The sequence below is a fragment of the Agrobacterium sp. 22-210-1 genome (genome assembly GCF_053522525.1).
The window spans coordinates 714235-729469 of record NZ_JBNWCI010000001.1 but is presented as its reverse complement, the minus strand read 5'-3'; the positions used below and the strand labels follow the sequence as shown (position 1 = coordinate 729469).

Here is a 15235-nt window from a genome sequence, read left to right as displayed (position 1 = left end):
ATGCCACACCCGCAGTTTTTTACGCTTCCCGGGTGGAAATCGCGCCGTGACATGTTATCTAGGAACAAACAGAAAGCAGCGGCCTTGAACCGCATGTGAAAGGAATAGGCCTATGAGCGGCATTAACGACATGATCGACAGCGAAGTGAAGAGCAACGACATCGTTCTTTTCATGAAGGGCACCCCGCAATTTCCGCAGTGCGGTTTTTCCGGCCAGGTGGTACAGATCCTCGATTATCTCGGCGTCGACTACAAGGGCATCAACGTGCTTGCCGATGCCGATATCCGTCAGGGCATCAAGGACTATTCCAACTGGCCGACCATCCCGCAGCTTTACGTCAAGGGCGAATTCGTCGGCGGCTGTGACATCGTAAGAGAGATGTTCCAGTCCGGCGAACTGCAGAACCACTTCCAAGAACAGGGTATCAGCGTCCGCGGCGCGGCCTGATTTCGGCCGGTTCATCCGGCCCACCCTGATTGTCAGAAATTTATGCCAGGCGTTGCTTCATGCAACGCCTTTGCCGTTCTTTTTGGGGCAATCCTGTGACAGAACTTTCACAATCCACCGCTTCGCGCGCAGGCTCGATGGGGCGCACGGAATTCATTGCGCTTGCAGCCATGCTGATGGCGCTGAACGCGCTCGCCATCGACATCATGCTGCCCGGTCTTCAGGAAATCGGCGCATCGCTGGGCGTCGTTAATGAAAACCACCGCCAATACGTGATTTCCACCTATCTTCTCGGCTTCGGTGTCGCCCAGCTTCTGTATGGGCCGATTTCGGACCGTTTCGGACGCCGCAAGCCGATGCTGGTCGGGCTGGCGATCTACATCGTTTCAGCCCTTGCCGTGGTCTTCGTGCCGTCATTCTCCGGCCTTTTGCTGCTGCGCTTCATTCAGGGCATCGGTTCGGCGGCGACACGCGTCATCACCATCTCGATCGTGCGTGACATCTATGGCGGCCGTCAGATGGCGGAAGTCATGTCGCTGATCATGATGGTCTTCATGGTCGTTCCGGTCATCGCGCCCGGCACCGGCCAGATCGTGCTGTTTTTCGGCAACTGGCACCTGATCTTCGCCTTTATGGCGGGAATTGCCGCGGTTGTAACGGCCTGGATGTATTTCCGCCTGCCGGAAACCCTGCATCCGGATGATGTCAGGCCTTTCACCGCCCGCTCGGTGCTTGGCGGCTTCAAGATCGTGCTCACCAACCGTATCGCGCTCTGTTATACGCTTTCGAGCACCTTCATCTTCGGCGCGCTGTTTGGCTTCATCAACTCGGCTGAACAGGTCTATAAGGGCATTTATGGCCTCGGCGCATGGTTTGCGGCGGCCTTTGCCGGCGTTGCCCTGTTCATGGCCTTCTCGTCCTTCATCAATGCAAGGCTGGTCGGCAGGTTCGGCATGCGCAAGCTGTCGCACGGATCGCTGCTCGGCTTCATCGCCATCACCTTCATCTGGCTGGTGGTGCAGGTGCTTGGACCGGAGCCGATGCCCTTTGCCATCTTCATCGTGTTCTTTGCGCTTGCCATGTTCCAGTTCGGCTGGATCGGCTCGAACTTCAACTCGCTCGCCATGGAACCACTCGGCCATGTCGCCGGCACCGCCTCCTCCGTCATCGGTTTCATGGGAACCGTCGGCGGTTCGCTGATCGGCGCCGGCATCGGCCAGGCTTTCGACGGCACGGCGCTGCCGATGGTGGCCGGCTTCTTCGTCGTCTCCATCATCGGTCTGATCTTCGTGCTGATCGGCGAAAAGGGCATGCTGTTTCAGGCGCACAACAAGCCGACACGGTAAAGGCGGTTAGAAAAATAAAAGGGCGCGGAATTTTGTTCCGCGCCCTTTTTTATTTGTCTGCCAATTGCACTTCGCTTTCAACGTCGTCCGTTCTCCGCTCTCGGCGTCATCCTCGGGCTTGACCCGAGGATCCATCGCCTCAACCACCTGTGGATCCTCGGGTCAAGCCCGAGGATGACGGATGTCAGACCGGTAAACTCCATCTAACCGCAACGTGGTCGCGCAACTCACACCGTAAAAATCTTCTCGCGCAGCAATTCCCAGGTCTCCTGATCCGGAGCCAGCAGCAGCCCGCCATCCACATGGCGCGGCAGATAGGGCGAACCATCCAGACGGGCGGCATAGGCGCCCGATTCCTGCGAGATCAACGTCCCAGCCAGATGGTCCCAGGGCATAAGCTTGTTATACATCAGGAAATGCATGTGGCCGCCGCAGAACAGGCGGTATTCGTGCGCGGCGCAGCGATAGCTGGTGAACAGCCGCACATCCGCAAGGTTCATGAGAATCTTGCGCCGGGTCTCCACGTCGAAATATCCGGTATTGGCGATGCCGACCATCTGCGACAGGTGGGGCGCCGTCACGACCGACATCTGCGTCTGCGAACCATCTGCCCCACAAAGCCACGCGCCGGAACCCTTTTCGGCAATCGCCCAATCATTGCCCATCGGATCGAAGATCAGGCCGGCGACGGTTTCGCCCTTGGAGATGACACTCATCATCACGCCGAACAGCGGCAAGCCGGACGCGAAATTATAGGTGCCGTCGATCGGATCGACCACCACGGCAAGATCGGCATCGGCAAGCTTGCCGAGCAGCGAAGCATCAGCCGCCACAGCCTCTTCGCCGATGAACAGCGCATCAGGCATGATGTCCTGCACGCGGGCGCGGATCAGCCGCTCGGCAGCCTCGTCGGCCTCGGTGACGAGATCGATCGCTTCGGTCTTTATTCTGACGTCGCCTTCGCCCAGATTACGGAACCGCGGCAGGATTTCCACTGCTGCCGCCTCCTGAAGCGCGTTGGCAAGAGAGGCGATGTCGAGTTCGAGAGCCATGGGCGATATCCTTCCTTGTGATGTACTTGCTATAAGGCGACGATTTCCCGTCGCAGCATCTTCCAGCTTTCCTTGTCGGGAGCCGACAGGATGCCGCCCGCCGTCTGTCCCGGCCGGTAGGGCGTATTGTCGAAACGGGCCGTGTAACCACCCGCTTCCTGATGAACGAGCACACCGGCAAGATGATCCCACGGCATCAGCTTTTCATGGCCGATGAAATGCAGCTTGCCGGCCGAGGCAAGCCAATATTCATGGGCAGAACAATTCAGCGAAAATGCCATCTTGATCTTCGCCATATTGGCGGCGATGACAGGACGGCGATCCTCGTGGCTGTGACCCCAGGAAAAAATGCCAACCATCTCGGATAGCGGCGCGGGATCCGCGACCTTGAGCTTGGCCTGCGAGCCGTTCTTGCGGTGGAGATAAGCCCCCTCGCCCTTCAGCGCAACAATGGTATCGCCCATGACGGGATCATGGATGATGCCCGCCACCGTCTCACCCTTGACGGTGACCGCAAGCAGCGTGCCGAAAGCGGGAAAGCCGGAAGCGTAATTGAAGGTACCGTCGATGGGATCGATCACGAAGGCAAGCGGCGCATCGGCAAGGGCGGGAATGACTGATGGGTCCGCCTCATACGTTTCTTCGCCGACGATGTGGGCCTTCGGAAACCGCTGCAGGAGAGCGGCAGTAATCGCCTTTTCCGCCAGAATATCGGCCTCGGTGACAAGGTCGACGGCGGATGTCTTTTCGGAGATCGCGCCTGCGCTCAAATTGCGGAAGCGGGGCAGAATTTCCTGTGCGCCGGCAGCGGCGACGGTGGAAACGAGGAAGTCGATATCTTTATCGGAAAGGCTCATGGCGCGGGGCACTTCTTCATCAGGGAGGGCTGGCCTCCCTACGCTCTTCAGGTGACGCCCCGGTGACAGCAAGCGCCGAAAAATCAAAAAGCTTGGGATCAAGCAGATGCGACGGATTAACATGGGCAAGCGCCCGCAGCATCACGTCCTTGCGGCCCGGCATGCGCCTTTCGATGTCGGCCAACATCTCTTTCATGGCATTGCGCTGAAGCCCGTCCTGAGAGCCGCAGAGGTCGCAGGGAATGATTGGGAATTCCATCGCCGCCGCAAATTTCGCCATATCATCCTCGGCGCAATAGGCAAGCGGGCGCATGACCATCAGGTCGCCCTCGTCATTCATCAGCTTCGCCGGCATGCCGGCAAGACGACCGCCATGGAAGAAGTTCATGAAAAAGGTCTCGAGAATATCCTCGCGGTGGTGACCGAGCAGCAGCGCATCACAGCCCTCCTCCCGCGCGATGCGGTAGAGATTGCCGCGCCTGAGCCGCGAACAGAGCGAACAGTAGGTGCCGCCGGAAGGCACCTTTTCTTTCACCACCGAATAGGTATCGCGATATTCGATGCGATGGGCAACGCCGATCTTCGCCAGATACTCCGGCAGCACATGCTTCGGAAAATTCGGCTGGCCCTGATCGAGATTGCAGGCCACCAGCTCCACTGGCAAAAGGCCGCGCCATTTGAGATCAAGCAGCAGCGCGAGCAGCCCATAGCTGTCCTTGCCGCCGGAAAGGCCGACCAGCCAGCGCTTCTGACCGTTCAGCATGCCGAAATCTTCAAACGCCTGGCGCACATTGCGCAGCAGCCGCTTGCGCAGCTTGTTGAACGAGACCGAACGTGGCGCGTTGTCGAACAGGGGATGCGAGCCGCCGTTTTCCTCGGACGCGTCCTGATCCGCCCCAATCTGGTCGGCGCCAACCTGATCTACAAAGTCATCGATCTTGGTGAGAATGTTCATCATCAGCTCGCTCCGGCACGACTGCCGTTCTTAGTGCAGGCAATGCCCCCATCTGCCGGCAATATCAAGCCCCGAATACCGACCAGCCGGTTTTCGTCGTCAGCAATTCCAGCGCCTGTGACCCGAGCGCCGAATTGCCGACCTTGTTGAGACCCGGCGACCAGACCGCAATCGAAGCATTGCCAGGCGCCACCGCCATGATGCCGCCGCCGACGCCGCTCTTGCCCGGCAGGCCGACATGATAAGCGAAATCGCCCGATCCGTCATAATGGCCACAGGTCAGCATCAGCGCATTGATGCGCCGTGCGCGGCGGTCGGAGACCACGGTGTGACCCGTCAGCGGGTTGCGGCCGCGATTGGCAAGGAACAGCCCGGCGCGCGAAAGCTGCGCGCAGGTCATCGAGAGTGCGCACTGATGGAAATAAACGCCGAGCGTATGTTCCACCGGGTGGTGCAGATTGCCGAAGGAGCGCATGAAATTGGCGAGTGCGAAATTGCGGAAACCCGTCGCCTGCTCGGATTTCGCCACCGTGTCGTCGATGCTGATCGTATCATCATCCGCGAGATAGCGCACGAAGCGCAGAAGCTCACCGATTGCCTCACGCGGCTGGTGGCCGGAAAGAACGATATCGGTCACCACGATCGCGCCGGCATTCACGAAGGGATTGCGCGGAATACCGTGCTCATGTTCCAGCTGGACGATGGAGTTGAAGGAAGAGCCTGAAGGTTCGCGCCCCACCCGGTTCCACACCGTCTCACCGGCCTTGCCGAGCGCCAGCGTCAGCATGAAGACCTTGGAGATGCTCTGGATCGAAAACGGCGTGAGCGCATTGCCGGCCGTATAGGTGGTTCCATCGACGGTGGTGATGGCAATGCCGAACTGGTTGGGATCGACCTTGGCGAGTTCGGGAATGTAATCCGCAACCTTCCCCTCACCCAGCCGCGGCAGCATGCTGTCGTAAATGGAATCGACGATCGCCTGAATATCCTGCATGCAAAGCCTTCCCCAGCAAACAAAAAAGCCGCCCCGAGGGGCGGCTTTCTCAATACTGAAACGCGTCGATTAACGCGAGTAGAATTCGACGACCAGATGCGGTTCCATGACGACCGGGTACGGAACGTCGGAAAGCGAAGGAACGCGTGCGTAGGTCGCAACCATCTTGTTGTGGTCGACTTCGATGTAATCAGGAACGTCACGCTCAGCGAGCTGAACGGCTTCGAGAACCGTAACCAGCTGCTTGGACTTCTGACGAACTTCGATAACGTCGCCAGCCTTGCAACGGTAAGAACCGATGTTGACGCGAACGCCGTTAACCGTGACGTGGCCATGGTTGATGAACTGGCGCGATGCGAAAACGGTCGGAACGAACTTGGCGCGGTAGACGATGGCGTCCAGACGCGACTCGAGCAGGCCGATCAGGTTTTCAGAAGTATCACCCTTGCGACGGTTTGCTTCGTCGAAGGTGGCGCGGAACTGCTTTTCGCGCAGTTCGCCGTAGTAGCCCTTGAGCTTCTGCTTGGCGCGCAGCTGCGTGCCGAAGTCGCTCATCTTGCCCTTGCGGCGCTGGCCGTGCTGGCCCGGGCCGTATTCGCGGCGGTTTACCGGGGACTTCGGACGACCCCAGATGTTTTCGCCCATGCGGCGGTCGATTTTGTACTTGGCCGATTCGCGCTTGCTCATCGTATTTCCTTCTCAAAAGGTTATGCCGGTCTGTTACCAAACCGGTTTAAGGAAACACGCCCTCCTCTGAAGCCCGTTTCAGGGCCTCTGACAGGCTTCTCACATGCAAATGGAGAAACCACGGGACATGTCGGTGATATTGACCGCCGAACGTCAGCCTTTAAACTGCAAGGCAGTCAACAAAACACACCGGACATCACTGCCCGGCGTTGGGGCGGCTTCTATAGTCGTTTTACAAATTTGTCAAACAGCGCCTGCCGATTTTTTTTACGAGCTTGCCCTTGAAAACATCGAGGGGCCACCCATTTACCCATCGTGATCAGAACTCGGGCCCCTCTGACGTGTTACCGGACAACACGTGATGTCGAGTTTCTTTAGGTTGGGGCCCACGTATATTCTTGACACACGTTCCCCATCCGCAAAGCCAACCTCGTCCGGCTAAAGGTTGACTGATGGAGTTTCTCCTCAACGATTTTCTCGGCACCCCCACATGGATGTGGGCGGTCTTCATTTCTCTTGTCCTTGGCCTCTTGGCGCTCGATCTGGGCGTGCTGCACAAGAATTCCAAGGAAATCGGCATTCGCGAAAGCCTGCTGATGTCAGGCTTCTACATCGCCATCGGCTTGGCCTTCGGCGGCTGGATCTGGTATCAGTCCGGCCAGCAGTCGGCGATGGAATATGTCACCGGCTTCGTGGTCGAAAAAAGCCTGGCGATGGACAATATCTTCATCATCGCCATGATCTTCTCCTATTTCGCCATTCCCCGCCAATATCAGCACCGCGTGCTGCTTTGGGGTATCCTCGGCGTCATCATCCTGCGCGGCATCATGATTGCCGGTGGTGCTGCCATCGTCGAAAACTTCCACTGGGTGCTTTATCTCTTTGCGGCCTTCCTCGTCTTCACGGGCCTCAAGATGCTGTTCTCGTCCGACCATGACGAGGCCGATATCGGCAATAACCGCATCCTGAAATTCCTGCGCAGCCGCCTTCCGGTGACGGAGAAGCTGCATGGCGAGAAGTTCTTCGTCAAGGAAACGGATGCAGCCACTGGCAAGCTGAAAACCTTCGTGACGCCGCTCTTCCTGGCGCTCATCATGGTTGAAATCGCCGACCTGATCTTCGCGGTCGATTCGATCCCGGCGATCTTCGCGATCACCACCGATCCGTTTATCGTCTACACCTCGAATATCTTTGCGATCCTTGGCCTGCGCGCCCTCTATTTTGCGCTCGCCGCCCTGATCCACCGCTTCGCTTATCTGAAATATGCGCTGGCTGCGGTTCTGGTTTTCGTCGGTTCGAAGATTTTCGTGGCGGATATGCTCGGCATCGCCAAGATCCCGCCCGCCGTCTCGCTGGGTGTCACGGTCGCCATCCTCGCAACCGGCATCGTCGGTTCGCTGATTGCGACGCGAAAGGAAGCAAAGGCCATCGAGTAAATATACGCGCGAAGGAGGCAAGAAAGCTGCCTCCTTCGTTACATTTTGAAGAATTAGTCCTCTAATGTGCTGCTCTATTGAGATAAAATATTATCGCGATGCCTAGCATAATTTCTCGCCAATGCTTAGAAATAACCAGGCAAAATTTCTTAAATATTTAAAATACTTTATAAATTTTAGAAGCAGGTAAATATGGAAAGAGATGTAGCAAAATCGCTGATAGATTTAGCCGTATCTATCGACCCAATTCTGGGTGAAATGTTCTTATGCATAGAAAAGATATCCGACGAAAACACCAAAATAAATCTCAAAAAATCGGTAGGTGATTTAATGGGATATATTGCGAGAGACCTGATATTTCCGTTGGTTGAAAAACATCCTGATTTGAATCCGGATCATAGGCTAAGTGATATTTAGTCGAGAATTGCGATCATGTAGGCAGCGGCTTTAATTCTATTATATCCCTCCGAGACATGCGGTTTTATTTCACAATTTATAAGTATCACTCATATGACCTTTGAACCCGTTGATCAGGCAATTTCCGAAAAGAAGCTTTGGCGAGCGAAAGAAATCCTTCAAGGAAGGCTCAGCCATCCCGAAGTCGATCTGGCGCTCTTTCAAAAATACGGCGAAGTGCTGCTCGAAATGAACGATCTCGTTGAAGCGGGACGCATGTTATTCTGCTCAGGCGCGCGCGACGAGCGTTTCAAGGAAGCGATCGGTATATTCCTGTCGAGAAGCAACCGGCGTGAACCGCAACGCTTTCTGGCGCAATTGCCTTCTTCAATGAGACGACAGCGGCATCTGGCGGAATTTATCGCTTCGCCGGAATTCGAACGCGGCGGATGGACAGCGGCGCAGCTCTCCCGGGTCGCTCCCATACAGACGGATATCAGCACCCGCCCCTATCAACGGCCGCACCGATTGGCCTCGGCACTGGTCATAGCCGTTCTTGTTTGCGTACTGGCTTTAAGCTTAGTCGGTATCTACACGACAATCCGCTTCGCCGTGCGGATTCTGGCGGAATAGCAACTACTCCGCCGCAAGCCTTGCATCATCCTCAGCCGCATCCGCATCGCCGGGTGCGGTTTTTGCGTCGAGATCGGGGAAAGCCACGATGCGCTTGCCGGAGAAATCGGCATGCACCACCACAAGCTCCTTCTCCTCGAAATAACCGAGCAGACGGCGAGCGCGGCGGGCGGAATGCGTGCCGTACGCACGGGCAATGCGGGCATCCGACGGGCAAGGCTCTTCACCCAGCGCCGCCTTGACGAGCAGCAGGAAGACGCCCTGCAGATCATCAGAAACCGACGTCGACAATTCCAGCGCCTTCTCCCAGCCTTCGCTTGCCGCCATCGCCGCATCAACGCCGGAGCGGGCGATCGCCACCTGCCGGCGGAATTCCGGCAGCGTCATCGGCGTGCCGGGAATACGGCGCATACGGGCGCGCACCAGAAAATCCTGATAAAGCACGGCATCCGTGCGATAGGCCGATTGCGGATCGTCGAGAATTTCAACGAGCACGGCCCCGATCTTTTCCTCGCGCTCCTCCGGCGTCAGTTCCGGCTGACCTGCACGCGGAGACTGCTCCGGTGAAGGGCCAACGGCAGCGGGCGTGGAACGGGAAAGCTCTGCCAGAATATCCGTGGTCGGACGCGGTGCCGGCGGCGTGCGGCGCACCGCGTGGCGGGTAAACTCCTCCGGATCCGGCGTGAAGATCAGGTCCTCCACATCCTGCGGAGCATCCGGCAGCGGCATCAGCTTCGGTGACGACGAGCGCGCCGAGGTTTCCACCGCACCGATGACGATGGGCAGCGGGCGGCGCGACAGCGCAGGCCCGAGCGCCACGAAGTTGCCTCGCTGCAGATCGCGGAACATTTCCGCCTGCCGCCGGTCCATGCCGAGCAGATCGGCAGCACGCGCCATGTCGATATCGAGGAAGGTGCGGCCCATGAGGAAGTTCGAGGCTTCCGCCGCCACGTTCTTGGCGAGCTTCGCCAGACGCTGGGTGGCGATGACGCCGGCAAGCCCGCGTTTACGGCCACGGCACATCAGATTGGTCATGGCGCCCAGCGACGCCTTGCGGGCATCTTCCGTCACTTCGCCGGCAACGGAGGGCGCAAACATTTGCGCCTCATCCACCACCACAAGCACGGGATACCAGAATTCGCGATCGGCATCGAACAGGCCGTTGAGGAATGCGGCTGCGGCCCGCATCTGCTGTTCGACATCAAGGCCTTCCAGCGTCAGCACGCAGGAAACGCGGTGCTGGCGAATGCGGTTGGCGATACCTGCAAGTTCCGCTTCGGTGCGCTCGCCATCCACCACCACATGGCCGAACCTGTCGGAAAGCGTGACGAAATCACCCTCGGGATCGATGATGACCTGCTGCACCCATTGCGCCGATTGCTCCAGCAGCCGGCGCAGGAGATGCGACTTGCCGGAACCGGAATTGCCCTGCACAAGCAAACGTGTCGCAAGCAATTCCTCTATATCGAGCTTGGCCTGCTGCCCGCCCGATAGGGTTCCCATGTCGATGCCGACCTGCAATGTTCCGTTCCTCGTGCTGCATCTGATCCGGCCGATTCCCCTGGCGGCGGCCGAACATGCTCTTTACCAAAAAATCGCCGGTTGCGTCTGTCCCATGCCGATAATGCACAGGCAATTGCACTGCCTCTAGGCAGCCCCGGATGATACCCGCAAAAATGAAAGCCGCCTGCCGAACACATTCAGCATCAGCCCGATGATGACCAATGCGGCGCCGACCACTTCGAAGACCGTGATATGCTCGGCAAAAGCGAGATAGGCGCTGATGAAACCGACAATCGGCACCAGCAGCGAAAACGGCGCCACCGTCCCGGCCGGATAACGCAGAAGCAGGTAACTCCAGATACCCGCACCGACGATCGTCGCACCATAGGCCATGTAGATCACCACTAAAGCCATCGTCGGCGTCGCATTGATCAGGCCTTCCGCAATCGCATCCGGTCCCTCCACCACCAGCGAAAGCAGGACCAACGGCAGAACTGGCACAAGGCTCGTCCATGCCACAAAGGAAACCGCATTCACCTGGCCAATGCGACGGTTGACGATGTTGCCGCAGGCCCAGGCAATGGCCGAACCGACCCCCATCAGCAGCGGCACCAGCGCTGCCGCCGTCATGCGCTCCAAACCGATGACCGCCAGCCCGCCAAACGCGATGATTGCCCCGAGGATCTGTGAAGGCAACGGCCGCTCGCCGAGAAACACCACGGCAAGCGCAAGCGTGAAGAAGGCCTGCGACTGCATGACGAGCGAAGCAAGCCCCGCCGGCAGGCCGAGCTTGATGGCCGGGTAAAGCAGGCCGAATTGCACGAAGCCCATCGCCATGCCGTAAACGATCATATGCCGCCAGCGCACATTGGGCTTCGGCAGGAAGAACACCAGGGGCACGGCGGCAAAGAAATAACGCACACCCGTCAGAAACAGAGGCGGCATGTCGGCAACGCCGACCTTGATGGCGACGAAGTTGAAGCCCCACAAAAACACGGTGATCAGGGCGAGAAGTATATGCGGCAATGCCATTTTGTTATGTCCGAATTTCAGGCGATCGAGAGGTGCCTTACGGCGCGACCGCCCTCTTCCAGCCAAAGGCAATGAGACCGGCGCCGATCAGGAGACCACCGCCCGTGCGGTTGACAATGCGCTGAACCTTCGGCTTGCGGATCGTGTTGCGGGCGGCACTTGCCAGAAGTCCATAAAGGGCGGCGTTGACGGTGGCAAGCACCAGGAATGTCGCTTCGAAAATCAGCACCTGTGGCCAGAAGGGCAATGTCGGCACCAGAAACTGCGGCAGGAACGCCACGAAAAACACGATGCTTTTCGGGTTCAGCGCCGTCACGATATAGGCATGCAGGAAGATTTTAAGCGGCCTTTCGCGGCCCGTCACACCAGTTCCTTCCGCACCCTCGCCGGCAACCGGTGAACGCCACAGCTTGATGCCGAGATAGATAAGGTAAGCCGCACCGATCCATTTCAGGCCGGTGAAAAGTGCCGCCGATGTGGCAAGCAGCGCTCCAAGCCCCAGCATCGAGGCCGTCATGGCGGTGAAATCACCAAGCGCGACACCTGTCACCGTCGCGGTGCTGGCCTTGCGGCCATGACCGAGCGCGTAAGAAATCACCAGCAGGATCGTCGGTCCCGGAATGGCGAGCATGATGGCGGATGCGGCCACGAAGGCCAGCCAGTTCTCCAGCGGCATGATGAAATCTCCCTTCACTCAATGCGGTGAGCAAGCCATGGAAACCGAGAGGTATCAAGCCCAAACTTCGAAGATTATGCCGCCCTGTCATCCAGCGGACGAACGGGCGGCTGCTCGCGTTTCATCGCCTGCGCAAGATCGTAATTCGACTGCATGGCAAGCCATGCACGGGCTGTGCTGACGCCTGCCCGCTCCAGCCGCACCGCAAGGTCAGGACTGACGCCCGCCCGTGCGTTGAGGACGCGCGAAAGCGCCACACGGGACATGCCGAGCCTTTCAGCGGCTTCTTTCACGGAAAGCTGAAGCGCGGTAATGACCTCCTCCCGCAAAAGCTCACCGGGGTGAACAGGAAACTTCATCATTGGAACAAACTCCTTTCACTCAGTATACGACGTCATCCTCAGCCTTGTGCCACTGCTGTCCGGTTTAAATTTCTGGATGCTTTATATGACACGGACGTTGATGGCGAACTTTGCGCATCATCTCAACGTCATCCTTGGGCTTGTCCCAAGGATCTAAACACGTCAACAAAATCAGGACGTTGCAGATTCTCGGGACAGGCCCGAGGATGACGTCGGAGTGCTTGGCGAGGTTTGCCATTCATACGGATGACAACCATAGTCATAACGCCTAAAAATCAACGTGATAGGTGGCGCTCAAAAGTTTGAACCGGACAGTAGTGGGACAGGCCCAAACATGACAGAAAGAAGTCGATCGCTACAATAAACATCCATCCGCTGTCACTCCTTTCAGCCTATGATGCCATAGAACGATAAAGATACGACCTCTCCAACATTTCGTCGCCAGAGAGGCCGCCACCATCAAAACCGCGGCGCCCAGTAAGGCGGCGCCCAGTCCCGACGCATCTTCCGCTTAGAGGGCTCGAGGCCGATATCGTCCAGCATACGTTCGGGTAGATCGGCGATATCCGTCGGCGGCGCACGCGGCACCATGGCCGCGACAAGAACCGCCTTTAAGGTTTTCCAGACGCCGAAGGTGACGAACAAACGGTCGACCGCATCCGGCAGCGCATATGCTACCAATGGTTGATTTTTCTGCATGGGAAATCCATCCCGGCGCGGCGAAGCGGCCGGGTCCTTTATCGATGGAAAGCGACATGCCGGAACGACGGGCGCAACACTCAGGCCACGCGAACGCACAATTTCAGATGTCGAACGAAGTGAAAATGCCAAACGGCAAGGAAATCAGGCAATAAGCCTTATCGGAGGTTGATGCCTCGGAACATGTAACCACCGATGACCATGCCGGAAATGCCAGACATGCCGTTAAGGCGCATATTAAAATTGTCAGTCATTCCACGCCTCCTTTAATAGCGGTTACAGACAAGGAGCATCTTACACGAGACGTCAGGCGCGACAAGTGGCCGCAATCTCGAATTGTAAAAGTCACACAGGATAGATGCAAAAATGCAACAGGCGCTAAGGCAGCAAACTCAGACCGCCGAAACGCTGAGACCGAACCCTTGCATCAACCGCCGTGTGGCAAAATCCGGCTTGCCGGATGTGAAGACGGCAAAGTCGAAACCATCGGGGTGTTCCGCATCCTGCGGCAGCGGCACCAGATGGCGCGCCCGCCTCGCAATCGCTTCTGCCGGATCAAGCCAGTCCACCGGCCATGGAGCGAGCCGGCGAAACACGTTGGCCATGAAGGGGTAATGGGTGCAGGCGAGAACGACGATATCGGTGCGCTTGCCGTCACTATCAATGAAGCACGGCTCGATTTCGGCCAGGACCGCCTCGTCCGAAACCGGCTCACCCCTGATCCAGCTTTCCGCCATGCGCGCCAGATTTTCAGAGCCCACGAGACGGACATGGCACTGTGTGGCGAAGGATTGGATGAGATCGCGCGTATAGGCACGCTTGACGGTGCCCGGCGTCGCCAGCACGGAGACGAGGCCGGAGCGGGTGCGTTCCGCAGCCGGCTTGATGGCGGGAACGGTGCCGACGAAAGTCATGTCCGGAAACCGCGCCCGAAGATCGGCCCCGGCGAGCGTGAAGGCGGTATTGCAGGCGATGATGCAGACTTCCGGACTATAATCCTGCAGCAGCGTTTCGAAGAGCGAGAGAATACGCGTCTTCAGCGCTTCCTCTTCCCAGCCGCCATAGGGAAAACCCGCATCGTCGGCCACATAGATGAAGCCGCGCTCGGGCATCAGCACGCGCGCTTCGCGCAGCACCGTCAGCCCGCCAATGCCGGAATCAAACACCAGCACCGGTTTCAGCACATCGGCCGTGGCCTCACTCGTCTTCAGCATTCTCCCCGGTCCTCTCCGAATTGGCGCCTTCGGCCGACGGCGCCGCCCGGCCTGACTGCTTTGGCCACTGCCGGGGGAAACGGTCGAGCGAATTGATCACGCCGCGGAAAACGCTGATTTCCTGCTCGGAGAAACCCCGTCTCGACAGCACGGCACGCAGATTGTCGACCATTTTCGGCTTTTTTTCAGCAGGATGGAAATAACCACGCGCATCCAGCGCTTCCTCGATATGTTCGAACAGGCCGAAAACCTGTTCCTTGGTCGAAGGTCGCTGCTCGACGGACTGGAAAAGCGTTTCATCCAGGTCGTCCATGCCTGATTTCATCCATTCATAGGACATCAGCAGCACGGCCTGCGCAATGTTGAGCGAGGCAAAGGCGGGGTTTACCGGGAAGGTCACGATCTCGTCGGCCAGCGCCACCTCCTCATTGGTCAGCCCCCAGCGCTCCCGCCCGAACAGGATGCCGGTCTTTTCGCCGGCCTTGAATTTTGCCCTGAGCGTATCGGCGGCGGTCACCGGCGCGCGCACCGGCTTGAAACCGTAACGCTCGCGCGCCGTCGTGGCATAAACGAAATTGAGATCCTTGACCGCCTCTTCCAGCGTCTCGAACACCCTGGTGCCGTCGATGACGTGATCGGCCTTGGAAGCGGCAGCACGCGCCTTCTCGCTCGGCCAGCCATCACGCGGATTGACCAGACGCAATTCGGAAAGGCCGAAATTGGCCATTGCCCGCGCCACCATGCCGATATTTTCGCCGAGCTGCGGTTCGACCAGAATGATCGCCGGGCCTTCCGCCAGAAGTTCAAGCTCGCTGTTAGTGCCTGCCATCGTCATTTTCCAGTCTAGGATCGTCGCCCGTGTATGAGGTCAGGGCGTTAAACGGCGCCTCACTGACACAGATCGGCGGCAAAATCAAAGCCGTAGCGTATGCAAGCAGGACATCG

Annotated in this window: 17 protein-coding genes; 5 read left to right on the top strand and 12 right to left on the bottom strand. The window is 58.2% G+C overall.

Annotated features, from left to right (window positions below):
- Nucleotides 1-112: 112 nt before the first annotated feature.
- Complete coding sequence (gene grxD / locus ACQZ5F_RS03640; RefSeq protein ID WP_046798227.1) at nt 113-448, top strand: Grx4 family monothiol glutaredoxin; 336 nt, start codon at nt 113-115, stop codon at nt 446-448.
- 137 nt (nt 449-585) lie between these two features.
- The gene (locus ACQZ5F_RS03635; RefSeq protein ID WP_052819702.1) at nt 586-1794 is read left to right on the top strand and encodes a multidrug effflux MFS transporter; all 1209 of its coding nucleotides are present in this window, start codon (nt 586-588) and stop codon (nt 1792-1794) included.
- Between the two features lie 227 nt (nt 1795-2021).
- On the opposite strand, the gene ACQZ5F_RS03630 is transcribed toward ACQZ5F_RS03635, so the two are convergent.
- The 5 genes from ACQZ5F_RS03630 to rpsD all read right to left on the bottom strand — a co-directional run bounded on the left by ACQZ5F_RS03630 (nt 2022) and on the right by rpsD (nt 6339).
- Nucleotides 2022-2846: an inositol monophosphatase family protein gene (locus tag ACQZ5F_RS03630; RefSeq protein ID WP_225245983.1), complete on the bottom strand. Its 825-nt coding sequence runs from the start codon at nt 2844-2846 to the stop codon at nt 2022-2024.
- A gap of 29 nt (nt 2847-2875) precedes the next feature.
- The gene (locus tag ACQZ5F_RS03625) at nt 2876-3703 is read right to left on the bottom strand and encodes an inositol monophosphatase family protein (protein ID WP_137084650.1); all 828 of its coding nucleotides are present in this window, start codon (nt 3701-3703) and stop codon (nt 2876-2878) included.
- A 19-nt stretch (nt 3704-3722) separates the two neighbouring features.
- Complete coding sequence (gene ttcA / locus ACQZ5F_RS03620; RefSeq protein ID WP_052821273.1) at nt 3723-4661, bottom strand: tRNA 2-thiocytidine(32) synthetase TtcA; 939 nt, start codon at nt 4659-4661, stop codon at nt 3723-3725.
- A gap of 61 nt (nt 4662-4722) precedes the next feature.
- Nucleotides 4723-5652 (bottom strand): glutaminase, encoded by a 930-nt coding sequence (locus tag ACQZ5F_RS03615; protein WP_448731147.1) that lies wholly within the window; start codon nt 5650-5652, stop codon nt 4723-4725.
- Between the two features lie 69 nt (nt 5653-5721).
- Nucleotides 5722-6339, bottom strand: a complete 618-nt coding sequence (rpsD, locus tag ACQZ5F_RS03610) for a 30S ribosomal protein S4 (RefSeq protein ID WP_046798221.1) — start codon at nt 6337-6339, stop codon at nt 5722-5724.
- A 452-nt stretch (nt 6340-6791) separates the two neighbouring features.
- On the opposite strand from rpsD, the gene ACQZ5F_RS03605 reads away from it, so the two are divergent.
- The 3 genes from ACQZ5F_RS03605 to ACQZ5F_RS03595 all read left to right on the top strand — a co-directional run bounded on the left by ACQZ5F_RS03605 (nt 6792) and on the right by ACQZ5F_RS03595 (nt 8804).
- The gene (locus ACQZ5F_RS03605) at nt 6792-7775 is read left to right on the top strand and encodes a TerC family protein (RefSeq protein WP_046798220.1); all 984 of its coding nucleotides are present in this window, start codon (nt 6792-6794) and stop codon (nt 7773-7775) included.
- A gap of 192 nt (nt 7776-7967) precedes the next feature.
- Nucleotides 7968-8192, top strand: coding sequence for a hypothetical protein (locus ACQZ5F_RS03600; RefSeq protein ID WP_448731146.1), 225 nt, complete (start codon nt 7968-7970; stop codon nt 8190-8192).
- A gap of 93 nt (nt 8193-8285) precedes the next feature.
- Nucleotides 8286-8804: a hypothetical protein gene (locus ACQZ5F_RS03595; RefSeq protein ID WP_309582381.1), complete on the top strand. Its 519-nt coding sequence runs from the start codon at nt 8286-8288 to the stop codon at nt 8802-8804.
- A gap of 3 nt (nt 8805-8807) precedes the next feature.
- Here the strand turns inward: ACQZ5F_RS03595 and ACQZ5F_RS03590 are convergent, their stop codons facing one another.
- The 7 genes from ACQZ5F_RS03590 to ACQZ5F_RS03560 all read right to left on the bottom strand — a co-directional run bounded on the left by ACQZ5F_RS03590 (nt 8808) and on the right by ACQZ5F_RS03560 (nt 15119).
- Entirely contained in the window at nt 8808-10325 is a 1518-nt protein-coding gene (locus ACQZ5F_RS03590) for a helicase HerA domain-containing protein (RefSeq protein WP_448731145.1), read from the bottom strand.
- Nucleotides 10326-10451: 126 nt separating this feature from the next.
- On the bottom strand, nt 10452-11339 hold the full coding sequence (locus tag ACQZ5F_RS03585) for an EamA family transporter (protein WP_448731144.1): 888 nt from the start codon (nt 11337-11339) through the stop codon (nt 10452-10454).
- A gap of 37 nt (nt 11340-11376) precedes the next feature.
- On the bottom strand, nt 11377-12015 hold the full coding sequence (locus ACQZ5F_RS03580) for a LysE family translocator (protein ID WP_137084654.1): 639 nt from the start codon (nt 12013-12015) through the stop codon (nt 11377-11379).
- A gap of 74 nt (nt 12016-12089) precedes the next feature.
- A complete protein-coding gene (locus tag ACQZ5F_RS03575) occupies nt 12090-12377 on the bottom strand; it encodes a HigA family addiction module antitoxin (protein ID WP_448731143.1) in 288 nt (95 codons plus the stop codon).
- Nucleotides 12378-12836: 459 nt separating this feature from the next.
- Complete coding sequence (locus ACQZ5F_RS03570) at nt 12837-13076, bottom strand: hypothetical protein (RefSeq protein ID WP_052821279.1); 240 nt, start codon at nt 13074-13076, stop codon at nt 12837-12839.
- A 392-nt stretch (nt 13077-13468) separates the two neighbouring features.
- The gene (murI, locus tag ACQZ5F_RS03565; protein ID WP_046798216.1) at nt 13469-14290 is read right to left on the bottom strand and encodes a glutamate racemase; all 822 of its coding nucleotides are present in this window, start codon (nt 14288-14290) and stop codon (nt 13469-13471) included.
- Nucleotides 14274-15119 (bottom strand): RNA methyltransferase, encoded by an 846-nt coding sequence (locus ACQZ5F_RS03560; protein WP_052821278.1) that lies wholly within the window; start codon nt 15117-15119, stop codon nt 14274-14276. Before ACQZ5F_RS03560 ends, murI begins: the two co-directional genes overlap by 17 nt.
- Nucleotides 15120-15235 lie beyond the last annotated feature (116 nt).